Source organism: Pseudomonas sp. N2-3-1-14 (assembly GCF_041228395.1).
GTDB lineage: Bacteria > Pseudomonadota > Gammaproteobacteria > Pseudomonadales > Pseudomonadaceae > Aquipseudomonas.
This window is the reverse complement of record NZ_CP166199.1, coordinates 2,682,917-2,704,701: the sequence shown is the minus strand read 5'-3', so window position 1 is coordinate 2,704,701 and position 21,785 is coordinate 2,682,917. Positions and strand designations below refer to the sequence as shown.

The window sequence follows — 21,785 nt, the reverse complement described above, 5'->3', positions numbered from 1 at the left end:
TGGACACTGTTACCCGGCAACTGCTGACAGAGCTGATCCGGCAACACTATCCAACTTTGGTCATTGATCTGTCCCGTACACAATTGGCCATACCCAGTCCCACCGGAGGCTGGACTCTGCATCCGCTCATGGCCCGCGTGCTCGCGTTTCTCGCCACCGGCGCCGAGCTGGACTTAAGTGACCGGCACGGCGAGTCCTGCTACCTGACCGACGCTCCGCCTGGCCGTCTCAAGCTTGCAGCCCCGGCGACCTCCGCCCTCGACATGAACATCATCGAAAACATAATCAAGGAATTACCCTTGACCCTGCCGACAGCCCTGCAAAACGCCCTGGCCACTTATTGGCGCGAAGAGGCCGACAACGGCCTGTCACGCTGGCGCTGGCTCAGCGATTGGCTGGCCGACAACCTCAGGGTCGCCGCCATCAGCCAGGCGGAGTTGGACGCCACTGAGCGTGAAATGCTTGAACAACTGATCAGCTACCCCGACCGCGACGAACGTATCCGTCGATTCGGGGCCAACGCCGTGCGCGCCTATTACCCGCGGGCGACGCTCAAGGAAGGTCAACAGACACTCCCCCTGCTCAGCCCGCACCTGTTGTTGACCCAGGCAACCCGGGTCCTGCTCTGCCAAACCACCGGTGCCTGCGAACGTTTTTCGTCCATGGACGCCAGCCTCCAGGCCTGGGCCCGACAGGTTGCGCAGCCCTACGTGGTCGAGCACATCACCACCCAACAATGGGAGCCCGACGGCAACGTTTTCGACATCCAGGCGGCACTGATGCTCAATCAGCAACTGGAAGACCTGGGCGCCCTCACCCTGCCCACCCGCCTGGAACTCGATACACTTCGCGCGCTGTGCCTGGAGATCGGCAACCCCGCCCACTCTTTTCTTGAGGCGCCGACCTCTGCCGCGAAGCTACAGACGACACTGCGCCAACAAACCCCGGCCTGGCTGCAACATGCCAGCGCGGCTGACCAGCTACGCTATGGACGCTATAGCCTGGCCTTGGCCAGCGCCAAGAAACGCAGCAACGGCCACACCTTTCTCAGCGATATTCCAGACATCTACACCTTCGCAACCAATGCCCTGTTGCAACAGCTGAAACACGATGAGATCACCTTCGACAAGGTGACGCCCGAACAGTCGAAGGCCACACAGTTTCACCCTGATGACCTGCAATTGACATTCAGCGTGGCCGTCGGATACCCAGGAGGCTCCGGCTTCGTCGAGCCTGTGCACATGAGCCTCACTGACCTGGCCATCAACAACCTGCAGGGTCAGCCCCGTGGGCAACTCACCGTACGACATCGCCGCTCGCTGCCACTGCCAACCTGGCTGACGCCCGACTACATCAAAGGCCGCGGCGGGCTGATCGAGCAGGTCGATATTGGCAAGGCCTACCCCGAATTGCTCGACACCCAATTGCTCGGCGACAGTGACCAGGCGCGGCAACGCACAGAGCGCTTCGCACAACACACCGTCGCACAGCTACCAATGCTGGCCCTGGAATGGGCGCTGAACAACCAGCACGGCATGACCCTGCGCGGGGCTCGCTACGTGGCTGCACTGATGGGCGAGCGCATTGAGCAACGCCAGGTCGAAGGCCAGGCCATCGTCATTCGCCACCTCGCCCTGGTGCGCAAATCCCAAGCGACACCGGATGTTGTCACCAATATGTACATCATCGAATCCGAGAGCGCCCTCGCCGGCCCACACCTGCTGTACCGGCCCTTGTATGCCGATCCCCTCCGGGAGTTCGCCAGCCGCGAGGACTTGCTGCAGGCCATTGCCCACCCTGGTGAATTGCAGACCAGTGTGCTGACCTGGTTGTCCGACGGCGCGAGGCCGGTCTACGCCAACGGTGGATTCCAGGAACCCCATTACCCGCGATTTGGCATGGGCGATGAGTTCAGCGTCCCTGACGTACCGCAACCCGCCACCCTGGCGACTGATGGCAGCAACGACGAGCTGAGGCAATTTCTGTCCAGCGGCCAACTGATGCAGTTTTTGTATGGCAGTAACGCACGGGCGCTGGTCGATCAGGCTGATCGCGCCTCGGTTTCCAACCACGAGAGCCGCTGGCGCGTGCTGCTTGAGGGCGCCGGCCTGCTGTTCAACACCCTGCTGCTGCCCCTGGCCCGAGGCCCTCTTATGCTCACGGGTTGGCTGCTCAGCCTGATGAGCAGTGCCAGCCATGATATTCCAGCCCTTGGCAGCGATGATCCGGTGACCCGGGAATTGGCGCTGGTCGACCTGTTGCTGAACATCGGCATGCTGATGCACCAATGGCTACCGCCGACGACATCGCCCTCGACACCGCTGACTAACGATGTCAGGCAACAAGCCCTTCGTTCACCGCTTACCAGGCTGGGCAACGAGCACTGGCCACCACCCCCCGCCCCTGCGGTGCACCAAGGTCCTACCGTACTGGAAAACGAAGGGCTAGCGAGGGACGCTACGGTGTTCGATTTCAGCTTTTCCAACGCCCACCACCGACTCACGCCCAGCCAACGCGAACGGCTGGCCGGGTTCAGGGCACCCAAGCCCGAGCCATTGCCCAAGCCCCAATTGGACGGGCCACGCAGAGGACTGTATTCGTACCTGGGAGACTGGTACGCCTTGCTGGATACCCAGTGGTACAAACTGAGCCCTGAACGCGACGCGGGCGTGGTGATTGTCGACCCCATCGACCCCACCCGGCTGGGGCCTTTCCTGCAAACCGACGGCTTGGGCAACTGGTCGCTGGACTTGCGTCTGCGCCTGCGCGGTGGGATGCCAGCCAAACGCATTGCCGCCGAACGAAAGCGCCAGGCCGAGCGCAAAATACAGCTCAACGCGCAATACGAGCAATTTTCCAACGACCAACAAGCCCAGCAAAAAAAAGCTGACGACGCAGAAATGCTCATGACCCTGGCGGCCGCCAACCCCAAGTACTCCGACGCAGCAAAGGCCAGCACCCGCAGGGCCTTCGACAGGGCTTTATACGAACAGAGTGAGGGCTATCGCAAAATACTCGACAGTCACAAAGAGCGTGAAGCGTTGCACATCCCTTTCCCGGCCCAGGTCAGTGCCACACTGCTGGAAAACATCATCAATAACGCACGCAAGTCAGTCGTGATCGCCGACATGGACCGCAAAGCGCTCTATGCCATGCACCAGGAGTTCATGGGTGGAGGGATCGAACGGACACCCGTCATGCTCGCCAACGTTGCCCATCACTTACAATTTCTCAATGAGATGAGTGAAATCAATGAGCGGCAGATAAAGGCCCTGGAACTCAAGGATCACTACCTGCTGGAGTTATTCAATCTGGGCCAGCCCGGCCTGGAAAGCTATAACCGCCTGACCATGAACCGCCCTGCAGAGCTTGGCGCATTGGCGATCAAGTACCAGCAACTCAATACCCTTAAATACCTGAGCGTCAAAATCTGGGACCATAGCGCCAACACCGAGTTGTATTCCGTGCTTGAGCCGCTGCACCCCCAAGTGCGCACCCACGCTGAACTCAGCACCCTTAGCCTGACGCCGGATGAGCGCCTGAACGTACTGGACAGTCTCTTCCGGCACTACGGCCAGGCGCTGGACGCGCTGCAAAGCATGGCCATGGTTCATGCCGACAACTTGCACATGACGCCTTTCCAACACATACAAAAACTGCTGACAGAGCTGTACCAGGATGCCATGCAGCAGTTGGCCGCCGAGATCAAGCCTGAACCCCACGCGGTCAAGCACCCTCCCAAGCATCCTCGGCCTGCTGACGGCGGCCCGCAGAAAAAGGTGATCAAAACCCGCAGGCAAGGCGTTTTGATCGGCGACCTGAAGCCTGCCGACGCAGCGTTTCCAATCGATCGGGTCGAAGTGCGCTCCGTAGAGGGTGACCAACTGTTGGGCACTTACTCACAGCGCGAGCACCAATGGGACGAAATCATAGAGATACGCCCCAGCGCCCCGCCGCCGCCGCCAGGCACGCGGGCACTGAGTGTGGTCAAAGGTGAAGCGCGCAAATACCTGCAGGCGCTCACGCCGATCCTCAAGCGTGAGTCCGGCTATGCAAAGGTTTCCAAGTTTCCTGTCGAGATCCAGGAGAGTCTGCAGAAAGAGGCTCGCCGATTCACCGAGCTGGCCGACGAACTCTATCGATCCATCCAGGCCAAGCCGGAGGATTCAAGAGTGCTTGCCGACCAGACCCTGCTGGACGAGATGCGAGCGGCGGTCACAACCTTGACCACCAAGGGCCAGGAACTGCGCGTCCAGTACTCACTGGAACTGCCGCCGAACGACGCTAACCTGGTGTACTTGCTGGACCAGGACCTCGTGCAACTGGCCAGGCTCGGCTCACGCATTGAGATGCGAGGCGTCCGACAGGATTTCATCCAGGAGTACGCGGTCAACGACAAACGCGGCTATCCGCTGTGGTATGCACATTTTCATTACGCCAAAGCCGACACACCCAAGCACGACTACACCGTGGCCCACCTGAAAAAAAAGAATCAGCGTAAGGACAGTTACTACTCGCTCCTGGCCAACGCCCGGGGCCCACAAAGCGTGGTGGATGTGCACCATGGCACAATCGGCCGTGAACTGGCAGAGCGCCGGTTCCTGCCTTTGGCCCCGTAAACCCTGGAGCGAGCGTGCTCGCCAGCATCGTCAACGCTGACATGGGGAGTCTGGCACCGCGCAGCGCTCTCGGGTTCTTCGCGAGCCAACTCCCCCCATCGACTCAGCGCTTGAGCTTGCGCTTATTGCGATACTGGTCGATCACCACCGCGATCACGATGATCAGCCCCTTGATGATGTCCTGGATGTACGCATCCACGCCGACAAAGGTAAACCCGCTGGCCATCACGCCAAGGATCAACGCGCCGATCACGGTGCCGGTGATGCGCCCCACCCCGCCCGCCAGGCTGGTACCGCCGATCACCGCTGCGGCAATCGCATCCAGCTCATAGGACATGCCCATGCCCGCTTGGCCGGTCGCCGCACGTGCCGAGGCGACGACGCCCGCCAGGCCCGCGAGCAACCCGGCGATGCTGTAGACGATGATCAGATGGCGCTTGACGTTGATCCCCGACGTGCGCGCCGCCTGCATATTGCCGCCGATGGCGTAGGTGTACTTGCCGTACTTGGTGTAGCGCAGCGCGATATGGAAGATCACCGCCACCACCAGAAAGATGATCACCGGCATCGCGCCATGGCCGATCGCCGTGTACGAATCCGACAGCATGCTCACCGGCTGGCCTTCGGTGTAGTAACGCGCCAGGCCGCGGGCCGAGACCATCATGCCGAGTGTCGCGATAAATGGCGGGATCCCCGTGACGGCAATGATGCTGCCGTTGATCGCCCCTGCAAGCAGCCCGACCCCCAAGCCCATCGCCACCGGTATCCACACCGGCAAATCCGTCAGGCTGGGAAACACCGCGCGGGAAAAATCCGAAGTCTGCGCCAGGCTGGCGGCAATCATCGCCGACAGCGCCAGCACCGAGCCTGAGGACAAGTCGATGCCCGTGGTGATGATCACCTGCGTCACGCCAATCGCCAGCAGGCCGATGATCGACACTTGCAGGATCATCAGCACCAGACGTTGGGAATTCATCAGAAAGCTCTGGTCGCGCACGATCCAACCGAACAGTTCAAACACCAACCCGATGCCGATCAGCACCAGGAAGATGCTCAGCTCGGTGGGCAAGCGCCTGCGGTGCTTGACCGGTGCCGTGGCAGGCTTGTTGTCTGTTATTGCGTTCATAGCCAATCACCTTCTTGTTCTGTGGCACAGGCCAACCGCAGGCCTGCGCTGCTGTTCGTCAGTGGACGACGGTCATACCGGAAGCCAGCTGCATGACTTTTTCCTGGGTCGCCTCCGCACGGTCCAGGGTGCCCATCAGGTCGCCCTCGTGCATCACCATCACCCGGTCGCTCATGCCCAGCACTTCAGGCAGCTCGGAGGAAATCATGATCACCGCCATGCCTTCGCTGGCGAGAAAAGCGATCAAGCGATAAATCTCGGCCTTGGCGCCGACGTCGATGCCACGGGTGGGCTCATCGAGAATCAGCAGGCGCGGGTTGGTCATCAGCCAGCGCGCCAGCAAGGCCTTTTGCTGGTTACCGCCGGACAAGGTGTCGATGCACTGCTCCAGAGACGGGGTTTTCACCCGCAGCTTCTTGCACATGTCTTCACACAACGCGCGCAGGGCCTTTTGCTGGATAAAACCGTTGCCCGAGTAGTGCGGCAGCACCGCCATTTCCATGTTTTCCAGCACCGACAGGCACGGGAACAGGCCGCTGAGCTTGCGGTCCTCGGTCAACAGCGCAAAGCCTTTCTCGATGGCCATGTGCGGGTCGCTGATGCGCACCGGCTTGCCGTCGAGGCTGATCTGGCCGCCAGAGCTTGGCGTGATGCCGAAGAGGGTCTCCGCCACATTGGTGCGGCCCGAGCCCATCAACCCGGCGATGCCGAGGATCTCCCCGGCGTGCAGGTCGAACGACACCCCCTTGAACACGCCGTCCAGGCGCAAGTCGCGCACCGACAGCAGCAATTCGCCGATGGGCGTCTCCCGCACCGGGAACAACTGGCTCAGTTCACGGCCGACCATCATCGAGATCAGGCTGTCGCTGTTCATGCTGTCGGCGCGCTGCAGGCCGATGTAGTGGCCGTCGCGAAACACCGCGACTTCATCGGCGATGGCGAACACTTCGTTCATTTTATGCGTGATATAGACGATGCCTTTGCCCTGGGACCTGAGGTCGGCAATGATCGAAAACAGGTGGGCCACTTCCTTTTCGGTAATGGCCGACGTCGGTTCATCCATGATCAGAATGTCGGAGTCGTAGGACACCGCCTTGGCAATCTCGACCATCTGCCGTTCGGCGATGCTCAGGTTGCCGACGTGTTCTTCGGGGTCCAGGTTGATGCGCAAACGCGCCAGCAACTCGGCGGTGCAGCGGTGCATTTCGCGGTGGTTGACCATGTGCAGGCTGTTGAGCTGCTCGCGGCCGATCCAGATGTTTTCGGCGATGCTCATGTGCGGCATCAGGTTGAGTTCCTGGTGGATCATCGCGATCCCGGCCTTCTGCGCCGCCAGCGGCGTTTCAAACACGATCGGCTTGCCGCGCAGACGTATTTCACCGGCGTCGGGCTGGTAGATGCCGGCGATAATCTTCATCAGCGTCGACTTGCCTGCACCGTTCTCGCCCATCAGCGCCAGCACCGAGCCAGGGCGAACGCGCAGTTGCACATCGGCCAGGGCCACCACGCCGGGAAAGCCTTTGCTGATGTTGAGGATTTCCAGCAGGTAGGGTTCTTCCGGCGCCAGGGGCTGGATGCCGGGAGGCTGCGAGGCAACCGCTTGAGCAAGCATATCGGGTACTCCATCAGCAGGACGACCGTGGCCGCCCTGCTCGCTTATTGTTGTTATGAAGGGCTACTTGAAGTCTTTGACGTTGTCCGGCGTGATCAGCTTGAACGGAATGATCACGTTCTGCTCGACCGGCTCGTGCTTGGCCATCTTGCGCGCCGCTTCCACCGAACCGACGGCCTGCCCTTTCGCGTCCTGGAACGCCGACGCGGCCATGTCGCCCTTGGTAATCGCGTTCAAGCCATCCGGCGTACCGTCGACCCCGGCGATCAACACGCTGCCCGGCTTGGTGCCCGCCGACTTCAGCGCCATGGAGGCGCCGATGGCCATCTCATCGTTGTTGGCCAGCACCGCATTGAACTCACGCCCCTGAGTCAGCCAGTCGTTGACCAGCGTCATGCCGCGGTCACGCAGCCAGGTGCCGGTCTGTTCCTGTTCGATGGTGATGCCGGGGTACTTGGCCAGAACCTCTTTCACGCCTTTGGTGCGGTTGGTGGTGGAGTTGTTGGCCAGGTCGCCCAACAGGATCACGATCTTGCCTTTGCCACCGAGTTTGTCGGCGATGTACTGCATTTGCAGGCGACCGGCCTCGACGTCATCGGAGGTCACGGCCACCACATCTTTAGGCAAGTCTTTCTGATCGGGCCGGCGGTTGACGAACACCAGCGGAATGCCTGCCTTGGTCGCCGCACTGATGATGTTCTTGGTCGACGCGGTATCCACCGGGTTGACGATAATCGCGTCGACTTTCTGGCTGATGAAGTTCTCGACCTGGCTCAGTTGCTTGACCACGTCGGCGCGGGCGTCTTCAAACTGCAACTGCACGCCATCGCCCTTGGGGTAGGACTTGGCTTGCTTGTCCATGTCCTCGCGCAGGTAAGTCAGAAAGGTGTCGTCGAAGGCGGACATGCTCACGCCTACTTTGATATCGGCAGCCGAGGCAAAACCGCTGGCAAGCAGCATGGACAAGGCCAGCGCGGTGAAACGGATCGGGGTCTTCATGAACGGTCTGTCTCCAATTTCTTGTTGGTTTTGTGGACGTTGCGTTTTTCAGAGCGAGGAGGCCGGCAGCCGCACGATCGGTGCCCCCGGAATGCAGCACACCAGGGCGCCTTTGTTTTCGACGCACAGCACATTGAGGAAGGAGAAATAAAAAGGCCGGGCGCGGGGCAGACCGCGTGGCGCTTGCTGGGCAGGGCGTAAAACTCGCAGTACAGCGTTGAAGATTTTCATCTGACGGTACCTGGTTGTTTTTGATCTTGTTTTTGTTGAGTCGCCCGGATCAAGCCCGAAGCGTACTTTTTGCAACCTGGAAAAGACTTTATTGGAAAATAATTTCCATATCAACCTGTTTTAGAATTTTATTCTATTTTTATTGAAACCACCTGCTGGTGCTCGTTGCTAAGGCGCGCGGCGTCCAATATACGGGTGGTTTCCAGTGCGTCATAGGCGTTCACCGGCAGCGCTCCCTGCCCTTGCACGGCACTGTGCAACTGGCGATAGAACTGCGTCCAGCAGCCTTTCTCCGAGGGCACACGCTCGCGTTCCGCGCCTTGCTCAAACCAGCCCCAGCGTCGGTGCTCTTCAGCGCCCCAGTGCTCGCCTTCGGTTTTCGGCGTCTTGCCGGCCATCAGCGCTTCTTCCTGGCCATCAAGCCCGTCCACGGTGTAACAACCCAGGGTGCCGCTGACGCGAAAGCGCGGGGCCTGACTGTTTTGCAGCGCACTGCCCCACAGGTGGGAAATCACGCCGTTGGCGTGGGTCAGCGAAACAAAAAAGCCGTGATCGAGGGTGGGGTGTTCCGGGCTGAACTGCAGTTGCGCGAACACCCGGTCCACCGGGCCGAACAGCTGCATCGCCTGGTCCACCAGGTGACTGCCGAGGTCGCGCAACCATCCGCCGCCGCTGGCATTGCCCACGGCTTGCGGATTGAAGCGCTCGACGCGGGACTCAAAACGGGTGATCTGGCCCAGCGCACCGGCGTCGATCAATTTGCGCAACGTGAGGAAGTCCGAGTCCCAACGCCGGTTCTGGTAGACGCTGAGCAACACCCCCTGGCGTTCGGCCGCGGTGATCAGTGCCTGGGCCTGTTCGGCATTGCTGGCGAACGGTTTGTCGCTGACCACCGCAACCCCATGTTCGATGGCTTCCAGTACCAGCGCCGGACGGCCCTTGAGCGTGGTGGAAATCACCAGGACGTCGACACCGGCCTCGACGATCTGGCCGATGGTGTCGTAGGCCTTGAGGCCGGGGTGGTCAGTCGCCAGTTGCTGGCGCCGCTCGGGTGAGCGTGTCACCACGCCGACAAACGTTGCGCCGGGCAACGTTGCAATCAACGGTGCGTGAAAAAAACGGCCGCCGTGGCCGTAGCCAACTAGTCCGATTCGCATAGATGCGCTCCTTCATGAAGTGGAAACCCAGTTCAAATGGGGGAGCAGGCTTGCCTGCGAAAGCAGCGTGTCAGTCAATGAACCCGCCACTGAAAGACCGCTATCGCAGGCAAGCCGACTCCCACACTGACTGCATTCCACCTGCCCTAAAATGATCCTTGATCGTTCCTGCGCAGAGCGTTGGAATGATCGATTGCTTATTGGCACAATTCGCGGGTCACCCGCTCCAGCATCATCCGGTTGGATTCATCCGGCCGGTCTTCCCAAGCAAACACCGAAACCGTGGCGATGCCGTCGAACTTGATCTCGCGCAAGGTGCCGAAAAACGCCTCCCAGTTGACCTCGCCCTGACCGATGTCCAGGTGCTGATGCACCGTGGCGGTAACGCCCGGCGGGTTGACGATGTAGCGCAGGTTCGACGACGCGCGGTGGTTATAGGTGTCGGCAATGATCAAGTGGCTGAGCTTGGAACCGGCGTACTTGAGCATCGAGGCGATATCACCTTTGCCGTCGTCATAAAAGAAGGTGTGCGGCGCGGCGTAGAGGTAGTTGATCCAGTCGCGGTCGAGGCCGCGAATGATGTCCACCGACTCGTTGTTGCGCTCACAGAAGTCATACGGATGCGCCTGGATATCCAGCTTGATGCCTTCACGCTCGAACTCCGGGATCAGCTCGTCCATGGAGCGCATGAACTGGTTTTCGCACACCAGCGGGTTGTCGGACTGGCCGGTGAACTCGGTGTTGACCAGCTCGCAGTCCATTTCCACGGCGATCTGGATCGCGCGCTTCCAGTTGCGCACGGCGGCGACGCGCAGGCCTTCGTCGGCCGCGGCCCAGTGGTACATCGGCAGCAGGGATGACAGTTGCACACCGGCATCGCTCAAGGCCTTGCGAAATTCCTTGATGCGCGCACGGTCAACGCGAGCGGCTTTGTAGAACGGCAGGAAGTCTTCGCGGGGTGAGAGTTCGATGTGCTGGTAGCCGAGTTCGGCGGCCTTGTCGACCATCTGGCCAAGGGGCAGATGGCGGTACATGTAGGGGTCTAAGGCGATACGCATAGGTGAAACTCCCGTATCTGAAATTGGAATCCGCTCGGATGTGGGAGCTGGCTTGCCTGCGATAGCGGTGCATCAGGCGGCATTTATATTGAATGTGCCGCCGTCTTCGCAGGCAAGCCAGCTCCCACACTGATCCGGTTCCTCCAGTGCAATAGGTGTCAGCCGTAAAAATGTGGGCGCTCTGGCAGGCCGACTTTCACAATCTGCTCACTGCGTTGCGCTTCAATGCACGCATCCGCCGCCACCGCTGCCGCAAACCCATCCCACGCCGACGGCCCGCCCACTTGCCCGGCGCGTACGCCGTCGATGAACGCCTGCAGTTCGACGTCGTAGGCGCCGATAAAGCGGTCCTTCCAGTCCATCAGAATCGCATTCGACAGCTTGGCCTCGCTGCGCAGTTGCACCTGCGAAGGCTCCGGCAGTTTGGCAATACCGGTCTCCCCCACCACTTCGCACTGAATGTCGTAGCCGTACTGGCAGTTCACAAACACTTCCACGTCGATGCGCGTGCCCTTGGCGGTTTCCAGCAGCACGATCTGCGGGTCACGCAGGTGGGCCAACGCCTTGCTTGATTTGCGCGGGAACACCACCTGCACCGACACGTAGTCGTCGTTGAGCAACCAGCGCAACACATCCAGTTCATGGATCAAGGTGTCGGTGATCGCCATGTCGGTCTTGTAGTTTTCGCCCACCGTCGGGTTGCGGTGCGCGCAGTGCAGCATCAAAGGCTCGCCGATCTGGCCGCTGTCGATGACCGCCTTGAGGGCGCGATAACCTTCGTCGTACGGGCGCATGAAGCCCACCTGCACCAGACGCTTGCCGAAGGCGATTTCGGCATCGACGATCTTGCGGCAGCCTTCTGCGGTGACGGCCAAGGGCTTTTCGCAGAACACCGGCTTGCCGGCGGCGATCGCAGCGAGCACGAATTCTTCGTGGCTCGGCCCCCAGGAAGTCACGAGAATTGCCTCGACCTGCGGCGAGTTGATCAACGCATGGCCGTCCGCGTACACCTCGGCGGTCAGCTGCAAATCAGCGACGACCCTGGCGGCTTGCTCAAGGTTGATGTCGGTCACCGCCACCACCTGGCTATTGAGCAGGGTCTGGCTGCACCGACGGATATGGTCCCGGCCAATGGCGCCCGTACCGATAACGCCCAACTTCAAAGACATACAAACACTCCTCTTGTTATTAGTACTGCCGGGCCTTGGCCAGGCGTTCATTGAGTTGTTTGGCCACCGCGTCAGTGCGCGCGCTGGTCGAGACCTGCGCCACCCCGACCCGCCACCACGACAGGTATTTGTGGATCATGGTCTTGGGCAGAACCTTGATATCGATCAGCGTCGACACCGTTTGCGTACGTGCATCGGCCAACGCCGCCTGCAACTGTTCCACCGTGCTGACCTTGTAGGTCTTGCAGCCATAGGCCGCCGCACTCATGGCGAAATCCACCGGCACAAAACCGCCGTCGAGCTTGCCGGTCTCCGGGTTTCGGAAGCGAAACTCGGTGCCGAAGCTGTCCATGCCGTGTTCCATCTGCAGGTTGTTGATGCAGCCGAAGGTCATGTTGTCGAGCAGCACCACGTTGATCTTGCGCCGCTCCTGGATCGAGGTGGCCAGCTCCGAGTGCAGCATCATGTAGGAGCCGTCACCCACCAGCGCATAGACCTCGCGCGCCGGCTCGGCCAGCTTCACGCCCAGGGCCGCATTGACCTCGTAGCCCATGCACGAATAGCCATACTCGACGTGGTAGGTGTTGACGCCCTTGCTGCGCCAGCTGCGCTGCAAGTCGCCCGGCAAGCTGCCAGCGGCGGCGACGATGATGGCGTCGTCGGCCAGGGTGTCGTTGAGCACGCCGAGCACGCGGCTTTGGGTCAGGCAGGAACCGGTCAGCTCGATAAACTCGCGCAGCACGGCCGGGTCCATGTGGTCGTTGATTTCCGGGACGAAATTGTCCGTCTGGTAGTCAGCCTGGTAGATGCGGTCCACCTCGACATCCAGCTGCGCCTTGGCGTCGCGCGGCTGATCCGCCCAGTCCGAACGGTAGTCGCCCAAGGCATCCGCCAACGCCTCCAGGCCCACCCTGGCATCCGCCAGCAGTTGCACGCCGTCCAGTTTCAGTGCATCGCAAGGGCTGATATTGAGGTTGAGAAACTTGACCTCAGGGTGCTTGAACAGCGACTTCGACGCGGTGGTGAAGTCGGTGTAGCGCGTGCCGATACCGATGATCAGGTCCGCTTCCGGGGCCAGCAGGTTTGCCGCCAGGCAGCCGGTTTCGCCGAGACCGCCCAGGTTCAGCGGATGGCTGGACACCACCGCGCTCTTGCCTGCCTGGGTTTCGGCGAAGGGGATATCAAAGCGTTCGGCAAACGCTTGCAGCGCGGCATTCGCGCCGGCGTATTTGACCCCGCCGCCGCAGATGATCAGCGGTTTTCGCTTGCCTCGAAACGCAGCCAACGCATCGCCGATCATCGCTTCAGTCGGCGGACGGCGTTCGATACGGTGCACACGTTTTTGCAGGAAGTAGTCGGGATAGTCCCAGGCTTCAGCCTGTACATCCTGCGGCAGGGCCAACGTGACGGCGCCGGTTTCCGCGGGGTCAGTGAGCACGCGCATCGCATGGATCGCGGCGGTCATCAGTTGCTCGGGGCGGTTGATGCGGTCCCAGTACTTGCTCACGGAGCGGAAGGCATCGTTGGTGCTGATGCTCAAATCGTGAAACTGCTCGATCTGCTGCAGCACCGGGTCGGGCTGGCGGCTGGCATAGACATCGCCGGGCAACAGCAGCAACGGAATACGGTTGGCCGTGGCGGTGGCGGCGGCGGTAATCATATTTGCCGCGCCCGGCCCCACCGACGAGGTGCACGCGTAGATCTTGCGGCGCAGGTGCTGCTTGGCAAACCCGATGGCGGCGTGGGCCATGCCTTGCTCATTGCGGCCCTGATGCACCACCAGATCGCCGCTGTCCTGCTCCAGCGCCTGGCCCAGCCCCAGCACGTTGCCGTGGCCGAAAATGGTGAAAATCCCGGCGACAAACTTGCTCTGCACGCCATCGACTTCGATGTACTGGTTATCCAGAAACTTCACCAGGGCCTGGGCCATGGTCAATCTTGTTGTGGTCATGTTCGCACCTTGTATGAACGCAAATCTGTCGATCAACTGTGAACCAATGTGGGAGCGGGCTTGCTCGCGAATGCGGTGTGTCAGTCACCCGATTTATTTACTGACTCACCGCATTCGCAAGCAAGCCCGCTCCCACAGTTTGGCCGGCGTCAGGTCCGGGAATTTTGTAAATGGGCGATGCTCGCCCCCAATGCCTGCTGGATATCCGCCAGCGCATGCACGCTTTCGGCAAACGGCTCGAAAGACAGATAACCGCCGTAGCCGGTGCTGAGCAAGGTGTCGATCTGCGCGGCATTGCCGAGGATATCGCCCTCGCCCACCAGCACGCGGTGGCCGTCGCGAATGGCATTGAGCGGAGCGTCGCGATCCTCGACGCCGGAGATATGCACGAGGCCAGTCAGCTGCGGGAAGAATTCCTGTTCGCCAGCCAGGTGATGGTGAAAGGTGTCGTGCACCAGCCGGAACACATCCAGGCCGCCAATCGCCTGGATCGCATCCACGGCCACACGCTTGCGGCGCAGCGCGCATTCTTCAAAACCCAGCGGCTCGATGAAACCGAGAATCCCGTACTCGCGCAGGATCGGCGCCAACTCGCTCAACGCCGTGCGCAAACCGGCCGCGCGCTGGGCCTCATTGCGGGTATCGCCGCGCTCGTTCAGCGGGCACATCACCAGGCCTTGCGCGCCGCATTCGCGGGCGTAGGTGGCGAGCTTGATCGCCTGGGCGCGGCGCTCGTCATTCCACACATCAAACGGGTACAGCGCGTTAATCGACAGCACCGTGATGCCCTGCACCGCGCACAATTCGCGCACGCGGCTGGCGGGTGTGCCGAATTCGATTTCGTGGCCTTTGAGGTCGTTGCGAATCTCGATGGCATCGCACTTGAGGGCGGCCGCCAACTGGATGAAATCCGGCAGGGAAAGGTTGGGTGCGACCATGCGGTTAAGGGCAAAACGTAGCGGCGACTTCATTATTGTTGTTCTCCGTTCAAACCGGTCAGAGGTCCAGCAGCCAGCTGTGCTGCGGGTCGTTATGGAAATGCCAGGCGCGTTTGGGGCCGGCCATCACGTTCAAGTAATACGACTCGTAGCCATACGGCACGCTAACCGGGTGATACCCCTTGGGCACCACTACCAAGTCGCTGTTTTCCACGGCCATGGCCTGGTCGATGCTGCGATCGTCGGTGTACACGCGCTGGAACACGAAGCCCTGGGGCGGGTTGATCTGGTGGTAGTAGGTCTCTTCGAGAAAGCTCTGGTGCGGCAGGTCGTCGGTGTCGTGCTTGTGCGGCGGATAGCTGGACGAGTGCCCGGACGGCGTGCGCACTTCCACCACCAGCAGCGAATGGGCCGGCTCGCTGTCGGGCAGGATGTCGCACACATACCGGGTGTTGGCGCCCTTGCCGCGCACGCTGCGCTTACACTGCTCGGGGAGAATCAGGCGCGGCTCAAAACCTGGGGCTCCGGGTGCGGCGCACACGGCAATTTGCACATCGCTCAACGCGGTCACCTGCGCATCGGTGCCGGGCGGCAGGTAGGCGGCGAAGGGCGATTTGTCTTCGAACACCGACTGACGATCCCCCAGGTTCTGCCAGTTGAAGCCCTCGCCTTGGATATTCACCCGGCCGCTGAGCAACACCAGGCACAGCTCCTGATCACCTGCGGTGACCGGCAACGTTTCACCCAGGCTCAGGCGGTAGGCGGCAAAGCCTACGTACTCCAGGCGCCCTTCTTCCAGGGCAACCATGGTTTGCCCGCGTTTGCTGCTCTTGACCAACAAGCTCATCACTTAAGTCCTCTCGCTGAGAAGCGTGCGCAACGTGTCGTAGCCCTTTTTCGCGTAGATATAGCTGGGCGCCACGGCCGGGTCCTGCTCGGCTTCCACCACCAGCCAGCCCTCGTACTTGGCCGCCAACAGCACGTCGAGCAACTCGGCAAAGTCGATATCGCCGTCACCGGGCACGGTGAAGGTGCCGTTGACGATGCAGTCGGGAAAGCTCCACATCTGGTTGCGCGCCAGTTGCACCACCGGTTTGCGCACGTCCTTGAAATGCACGTGACAGACGCGCTCGATGTGTTTGCGCAGCACCTCGACAGGCTCGCCGCCGCCCATGTAGCAGTGGCCCGAATCGAACAGCAGGCCGACTTCCGGGCCGGTGCGGCGCATCAACTGGTCAATGTCGTCGGGGGATTCGACGTAGGCGCCCATGTGGTGGTGGTAGGCCAGGCGCACGCCTTGGGACAGGGTGAAACGCGCCAGTTCGGTAAGTTTGTCGGCGTATTCCTGCCAGGCGTGTTCACTGTGAAAACGCGGACGTTCGATCAGGCGCACCCTGGCGCCCTGAATCGAATCGGCGACTTCGCCGTAGACCAGCACCTTGGCGCCGTTGAGTTTGAGCAGCTCGACGTGACCGGCGATGGCCTCGATTTCTTGCGCCACCGAACGCCGTGCCAGGCGGCTGGAATACCAGCCGGAGACCAGCGCCAGGTCATAGGGGCGCAGCACGTCGCCGACGCCTTGGGCGTCCTTGGGGAATTTGCCGTTGAGTTCAAAACCTTCGTAGCCGATCTCCTTGCCTTCGCCCAGGGCGGTGCTCAAGGGCGTTTCACCGCCCAGGGCCGGCAGGTCGTCGTTGCTCCAGGAGATCGGGTTGATGCCAATTCGGATTGCGGGCATGGCTGCACCTTTTGTTTTTATCTGACTTAAGCCTGGTGAGGTTTGCTTTGTGTGGGAGCTGGCTTGCCTGCGATGGCATCAGCCCGGCGTATCTGACGGACCGAGTTGTCTGCAACGCAGGCAAGCCAGCTCCCACATTTGAGCGTGTTTAACTTCTAGCGCTGCGCCAGGCGTTGATGAGCTGTTCGAAGGTGCCCTGCACCTGCTCGATCAGCGTTTGATCATCAATCTCCCCCGCCATCCATGCGCGGCTCGGTTCCTGGAAGATCGTACGGCCCACGGCAAACCCTCGGCAGGTGCTGCTTTGGCTCGCTTGCCGGAAGCCATCGGCGAGGCATTCGGCTGAAGCGTTCAGGCCCAGCAGCACCACGCCACGGCAGTACGGGTCGCGCTCCTGGATCAGTTCGTCGAGTTTTTTCCAGTCCTGCGTCGACTGCGCCTCGATCTTCCACCACGCCGGGTAGATGCCCAGGTTGTACAGGCGCTTGAGGCTGCGATAGAGCACGTCGGGATAGGTGGACGGGTGATCCTTGGGCGGGATGACTTCCAGCAGCAGCTCATGGCCGCTGACCAGCGAGGCCTCGTACACCGCCTTCAGTTGCGCTTCCTGTTCCAGGCGCAGCATCGGCTCGTCATCAGGGTGGTATTGCACCAGGCACTTGATGATTTGCTCCTGGGGCCAGGCAATCAGGTTGCTGCCCACTGAGCGCCCGTGTTCAAACGCCAGCGGCCGCGAGTTCTGCACTTCCACCGGGCGCGCGATCCACCAGCCGCGACCGCTGGCGGCGTTGAGCGCGTCCTGGCCGAAACGCTGGTCGGCCAACAGGCCCACGTCGGCTTCGACGCCCTGCTCGCGCAGCTTGGCTTCGACGCGTTCGATGGCCTGGATAAACAGCTGCTTGATGTCGCTGATGCGGGTTATGGCCTGGCCGCCTTTTTGTGCCAGGTCCACCAGTTGCCAGCGATGGTCGAAGGCAAACACGAACAGCTGCTTCCAGGCTTTGCGCGGCACGGTGACGCGGTGCAGGCGCTGCAAGGTGACGTCTTGATCGGGCCGGGTGATGGGCACCGGGCTGTTGAACAGGTAATCCAGCTCGGCAGGCGTGGGCATGGCCGGCGCGCAGGCGTGGCGGGACACCACCAGGCCGCCACAGGCGTTGGCCAACTGGCTGCAACGCTCGTCGCTGGCATCGTTGATCCAGCCGCTGAGGAAGCCCGACATGAACGCATCGCCGGCGCCCAGCACATTGAGCACCTCGACGCGCACGCCGGGGTAGATGGCGCCGTCTTCCAGCCGTGCGGGGATCGCGCCGTGGATCACCGTGCAGCCCTGCGGGCCGAGCTTGACCACCAGGGTGGCCGGGGTCAGTTCACGCACGGTGCGCAGCGCGGTGAGCAAATTTTCACTGCCGCCGGCGATCAGAAACTCTTCTTCGGTGCCGACGATCAGGTCAAAACGCGGCAGGATCTTCTGCACGTGCTGGCTGACGTTCTGGTCGGCGACAAACCGGGTCTCGCCGTCGGCCTTGCCCGCCAGGCCCCACAGCACCGGGCGGTAATCGATATCGAGCACGCGCTTGACGTTGTGTTTGGCCGCGTAGTCCAGGGCCTGGATGCTGGCCTTGTACACGCCATCGGTGGAGAAATGCGTGCCGGTGATCAGCAGGGCTTTGCTGGAGGCAATAAAGGCCTCGCTGATGTCTTCGGCGCGCAGGGCCATGTCGGCGCAGTTTTCGCGGTAGAACACCAGCGGGAAGGTTTCGCGGTCCTTGAGGCCCAGCAGCACCAGCGCGGTGAGGCGTTCCGGGTCGACCTTGATGCCGCTGACATCGCAGCCTTCGCGGGCCAGGGACTCCACCAGGAAGCGGCCCATGTGGTCGTCGCCCACCCGGCTCAACATCGCCGATTTAAGCCCCAGCCGTGCGGTGCCGAAGGCGATATTGGCGGAGGACCCGCCGAGGTACTTGGCGAAGCTGGACACGTCCTCAAGTCGCGCACCCACTTGCTGTGCGTAGAGGTCGACGCCCAGGCGTCCGAGGCAAATCAGATCCAATTGACGCCCACTGGCAAAACGAGTCTGGCCCATGCTGGCTCCTGTTATTTTTATCAGCCTGCGTGGTGCCGCCGTGGTGGCGGCACACGCTCTTGGTGAAAGCAGACTAGAACGTCCGGCGGCCGCAATCAATATTTATTCCATAATTATTTTTAGTGGAATATTTTTTCCAATAAGCCAGCATAATGGCCTGCCAGCCCTCCTGCATCGTTTCAGCAGGTCACGGCCACCGTGATGCCGGGGTATTTTTTTGCGCCTACCCTGTAGACTTGCGCCCACCCATCAGCGCATCAGAAGAACACGCCAGAAGGATTGCCCATGTCCCGCACCGATCCCGAGACCACCCTGGAAGAGACTATTGCCAGCCCTCCGATCAATGCCGAGCGCCTGTTGCAGCTGATCACCGACGAATACGAAAGCCTGCCACGCCAGCTCAAACGCATCGCCAGCTACATGAGCCAGCAAAGCGACCGGATCATGGTCGACCGCATCAGCGACATCGCCCGCGAGTGCGAAGTGCACCCTTCGGCCATCGTGCGGTTCTCCCAGCGGTTCGGTTTCAGTGGTTTCAGTGAGATGCAGGCGCTGTTTCGCGAGGCCTACACCCACAAGACCACGCCGGTGCAGAACTACCAGCAACGCATCCGCAGCATGATCGCCAACAAGTCGCAGAAGGCCAGCGGCGGCGACCTGGCGCGCGAATGCGTGAACGCCACCCTCTCCGGCATCGAGCGCTTGGGGCTGGAACTCGATGATGTGGCCTTCGAGAAAGCCGTGGACCTGGTGGTCAATGCCGACAATATCTACGTGGTGGGCGTGCGCCGCTCCTTCGCGGTGGCCGATTACCTGGTCTACAACCTGCAGCACACCAACAAGCGCATTCACTTGATTTCCGGTTTGGGCGGCAGTTACCGCGAGCAGATGCGCAGCGTGCGTGCCAATGACCTGGTGATCGCCATCAGCTTTACGCCGTATGGCAAAGAGACTCAGCATTGCCTGCGCATTGCCCAGCATCATCAGGCCAAGACCTTGATCATCACCGACAGCAACCTGTCGCCCCTGGCCAAACGGGCGAACGCGGTGCTGTTGGTGAATGAAGGGTCGTCGTTTGCGTTTCGCTCGCTGAGCGCCACCTTGTGCCTGTGCCAGGCATTGTTTATTGCGGTGGCGTATCGGTTGGAGTTGAAGGTGGATGAGATTCATGAACAGGTGGGGTTCGACGACTGATCTTCTGGTACTGAAGATCCGCTGTGGGCGCGGGCTTGTTCTGGTGAGCCGGTTTACTGTGGCGAGCGGGCTTGTTGTGGCGAGCGGGCTTGCCCCGCGTTGGGGCGCGAAGCGGCCCTGAAACCTGACGCCGCGGTCTATCAATGAGCGCGCGGCGGCCTTATTGGGGCTGCTGCGCAGCCCAACGCGGGGCAAGCCCGCTCGCCACGACAGACCGGCTCACCACAACAAGCTTGCTTGCCACAGCAAGCCCGCTGGCCACGACAATCATTGGCGCGGCGATGCGGCTCATGCCTTCGGTGATGGCCGCCAGCAGGTCACCGTCCTGGCGCTCAGCCCAGGCGCTTTTCAGGTAGAGCACAGCATGACCAGGATTAAACGCAGAAGGCGGCCCATGGGGCGCGGGTTAAGCCGCTGTTAACAATTGCGTGAGCACTCGGCCGTGATAGCGAATCTGCGCCAGGGTCAGCGCGGTGTAGCCGATGATCACCGCCGGCGGCAAGCTCGCCGCGACGCAGAACTTGCCCAGTGGCTGCAAGGTCAGCCCGGCGGCGGCGGCGCGGGTGCAGAATTCGCTTTCCTCGACACCGCTTGGCAGCCACAGCACAAAGTGCAATCCGGCTTGCTGGCCGCTCACCGGGCATTCACCCGGCAGACAAGCGAGCAGCGCATCGCGACGCGCCTGATAAGCCTGGCGCGAAGCCCGCAGGTGCCGCACAAACGCGCCGCTGGCGAGAAACTCCACCAGCCCCGACTGATCCGTCGCGCCCACCGAATGCCCGGTGAGTTGCAGGGTGCGCAGCAACGCGGGGCGCACCGCCTTGGGCACCACCATGAAACCCACGCGCAGGCCCGGGAACAGGTTTTTGTTGAAGCTGCCGCAGTAGATCACCCGGTCGCCGGAATCCAGGGATTTGAGCGCCGCCAGTGGCGCGCTGTTGTAGTTGTATTCGCTGTCGTAGTCGTCTTCGATCACCCAGGCGTAGGCGCGGGCGGCCCAATCCAGCAGCGCCAGGCGGCGTGAAACCGACAGGGTCATGCCCAGCGGCGCCTGGTGCGCCGGTGTCACATAGGCCAGGCGCGCCGTGTCGGGGAGTTGCGCGGTATCAAGACCTTCGGCTGTCACCGGGACCGGCACCACCTGCGCACCGGCCAGGCTGAACAGGCGGCGTGCCGGTGTATAACCGGGGTCTTCCACGCACGCGGTGTCACCGGGTTTGAGCAGCGTGCGCGCGATCAGGTCCAGGCCATGGCGAATGCCGGTGGTGACAACGATTTCGTCCGCCTCGCAGTGCATGCCGCGATAACTGCGCACGTAGTCGGCGATCTGTTCACGCAACGCGGGCAAGCCGGCCGGGTGGGCGGCCTCCAATACGCCTGGCCCCGCAGACAACAAGCCTCGGGAGATGCACCGCGCCCAGGTTTTCAGGTCGAACAGGCTCGCGTCCGGGCGCCGCGCGACAAAAGGGACGTGGCTTTGCACGCCCGCGTCGGGCTGATCCGGTATGGCCGCGCGGCGTGGACTTGCGCTGGGCGCCGGCGCCGCAATGAATTGCTCGGGGATCACCGCGCTGACGCGCGTGCCCGAACCCGCCACGCGCTGCACGTAACCTTCACTGTGCAAGCGCTCGAACGCCGCTTCAAGCGTGCCGCGCGACACCAGCCAGCGTTCGGCCAGGCTGCGGGTAGACGGCAAGCGGCTGCCGGCGGGCAATTGCCGATTCAGGATGGCGGCGCGCAATGCGTCGTAGGCGCCCTGCTGCTTGCCGGCGTCCAGGCTATCGGGGCGCGGCAGGTCCAGGTGGGAGGCGGCTTTTCCTCGGCTCATAGTGGTCCATTCATTAGAGGCACAAGTGGCCCTGAGGATTAAACCACATACCCGCTAGAGTTCGAACTCTACTCCTTGC

At 61.7% G+C, this 21,785-nt stretch carries 17 protein-coding genes; 3 read left to right on the top strand and 14 right to left on the bottom strand.

Annotated elements, in window-relative coordinates; genetic code table 11:
- The first annotated feature begins 128 nt into the window (after nt 1-128).
- A complete protein-coding gene (locus tag AB5I78_RS12500) occupies nt 129-4,619 on the top strand; it encodes a dermonecrotic toxin domain-containing protein (protein ID WP_369303261.1) in 4,491 nt (1,496 codons plus the stop codon).
- Nucleotides 4,620-4,722: 103 nt separating this feature from the next.
- Here AB5I78_RS12500 and AB5I78_RS12495 read toward each other — a convergent pair whose 3' ends face one another.
- The 12 genes from AB5I78_RS12495 to iolC all read right to left on the bottom strand — a co-directional run bounded on the left by AB5I78_RS12495 (nt 4,723) and on the right by iolC (nt 18,684).
- Nucleotides 4,723-5,745 (bottom strand): ABC transporter permease, encoded by a 1,023-nt coding sequence (locus AB5I78_RS12495; RefSeq protein ID WP_026013640.1) that lies wholly within the window; start codon nt 5,743-5,745, stop codon nt 4,723-4,725.
- A gap of 58 nt (nt 5,746-5,803) precedes the next feature.
- On the bottom strand, nt 5,804-7,357 hold the full coding sequence (locus AB5I78_RS12490) for a sugar ABC transporter ATP-binding protein (RefSeq protein WP_262206318.1): 1,554 nt from the start codon (nt 7,355-7,357) through the stop codon (nt 5,804-5,806).
- Between the two features lie 63 nt (nt 7,358-7,420).
- Nucleotides 7,421-8,356 carry a sugar ABC transporter substrate-binding protein gene (locus tag AB5I78_RS12485; protein WP_145164600.1) on the bottom strand — a complete coding sequence of 312 codons (936 nt, stop codon included), beginning with the start codon at nt 8,354-8,356 and terminating at the stop codon, nt 7,421-7,423.
- 48 nt (nt 8,357-8,404) lie between these two features.
- Entirely contained in the window at nt 8,405-8,587 is a 183-nt protein-coding gene (locus AB5I78_RS12480) for a hypothetical protein (RefSeq protein WP_145164602.1), read from the bottom strand.
- A 128-nt stretch (nt 8,588-8,715) separates the two neighbouring features.
- A complete protein-coding gene (locus AB5I78_RS12475; protein WP_369303260.1) occupies nt 8,716-9,744 on the bottom strand; it encodes a Gfo/Idh/MocA family oxidoreductase in 1,029 nt (342 codons plus the stop codon).
- Between the two features lie 197 nt (nt 9,745-9,941).
- Nucleotides 9,942-10,802 carry a sugar phosphate isomerase/epimerase family protein gene (locus AB5I78_RS12470; protein ID WP_242197514.1) on the bottom strand — a complete coding sequence of 287 codons (861 nt, stop codon included), beginning with the start codon at nt 10,800-10,802 and terminating at the stop codon, nt 9,942-9,944.
- A 158-nt stretch (nt 10,803-10,960) separates the two neighbouring features.
- Complete coding sequence (locus AB5I78_RS12465) at nt 10,961-11,971, bottom strand: Gfo/Idh/MocA family protein (RefSeq protein WP_369303259.1); 1,011 nt, start codon at nt 11,969-11,971, stop codon at nt 10,961-10,963.
- 19 nt (nt 11,972-11,990) lie between these two features.
- The gene (gene iolD, locus AB5I78_RS12460; RefSeq protein WP_369303258.1) at nt 11,991-13,922 is read right to left on the bottom strand and encodes a 3D-(3,5/4)-trihydroxycyclohexane-1,2-dione acylhydrolase (decyclizing); all 1,932 of its coding nucleotides are present in this window, start codon (nt 13,920-13,922) and stop codon (nt 11,991-11,993) included.
- A 149-nt stretch (nt 13,923-14,071) separates the two neighbouring features.
- Nucleotides 14,072-14,893, bottom strand: coding sequence for a TIM barrel protein (locus AB5I78_RS12455; RefSeq protein WP_369303253.1), 822 nt, complete (start codon nt 14,891-14,893; stop codon nt 14,072-14,074).
- A 25-nt stretch (nt 14,894-14,918) separates the two neighbouring features.
- Nucleotides 14,919-15,707 (bottom strand): 5-deoxy-glucuronate isomerase, encoded by a 789-nt coding sequence (gene iolB, locus AB5I78_RS12450; protein WP_369303252.1) that lies wholly within the window; start codon nt 15,705-15,707, stop codon nt 14,919-14,921.
- A 3-nt stretch (nt 15,708-15,710) separates the two neighbouring features.
- A complete protein-coding gene (iolE, locus tag AB5I78_RS12445) occupies nt 15,711-16,598 on the bottom strand; it encodes a myo-inosose-2 dehydratase (RefSeq protein WP_369303251.1) in 888 nt (295 codons plus the stop codon).
- A 148-nt stretch (nt 16,599-16,746) separates the two neighbouring features.
- Nucleotides 16,747-18,684: a 5-dehydro-2-deoxygluconokinase gene (iolC, locus tag AB5I78_RS12440; protein WP_369303250.1), complete on the bottom strand. Its 1,938-nt coding sequence runs from the start codon at nt 18,682-18,684 to the stop codon at nt 16,747-16,749.
- Between iolC and AB5I78_RS12435 the strand changes: the two genes are divergently transcribed.
- Nucleotides 18,683-18,886 (top strand): hypothetical protein, encoded by a 204-nt coding sequence (locus AB5I78_RS12435; protein ID WP_369303249.1) that lies wholly within the window; start codon nt 18,683-18,685, stop codon nt 18,884-18,886. The two genes, iolC and AB5I78_RS12435, sit on opposite strands and share 2 nt — an antisense overlap.
- Before the next feature lie 83 nt (nt 18,887-18,969).
- Complete coding sequence (locus tag AB5I78_RS12430; RefSeq protein ID WP_106580294.1) at nt 18,970-19,878, top strand: MurR/RpiR family transcriptional regulator; 909 nt, start codon at nt 18,970-18,972, stop codon at nt 19,876-19,878.
- Nucleotides 19,879-20,038: 160 nt separating this feature from the next.
- Here AB5I78_RS12430 and AB5I78_RS12425 read toward each other — a convergent pair whose 3' ends face one another.
- A complete protein-coding gene (locus tag AB5I78_RS12425) occupies nt 20,039-20,239 on the bottom strand; it encodes a hypothetical protein (RefSeq protein WP_369303248.1) in 201 nt (66 codons plus the stop codon).
- A 45-nt stretch (nt 20,240-20,284) separates the two neighbouring features.
- Entirely contained in the window at nt 20,285-21,706 is a 1,422-nt protein-coding gene (locus AB5I78_RS12420) for a PLP-dependent aminotransferase family protein (protein WP_369303247.1), read from the bottom strand.
- Nucleotides 21,707-21,785: the final 79 nt, after the last annotated feature.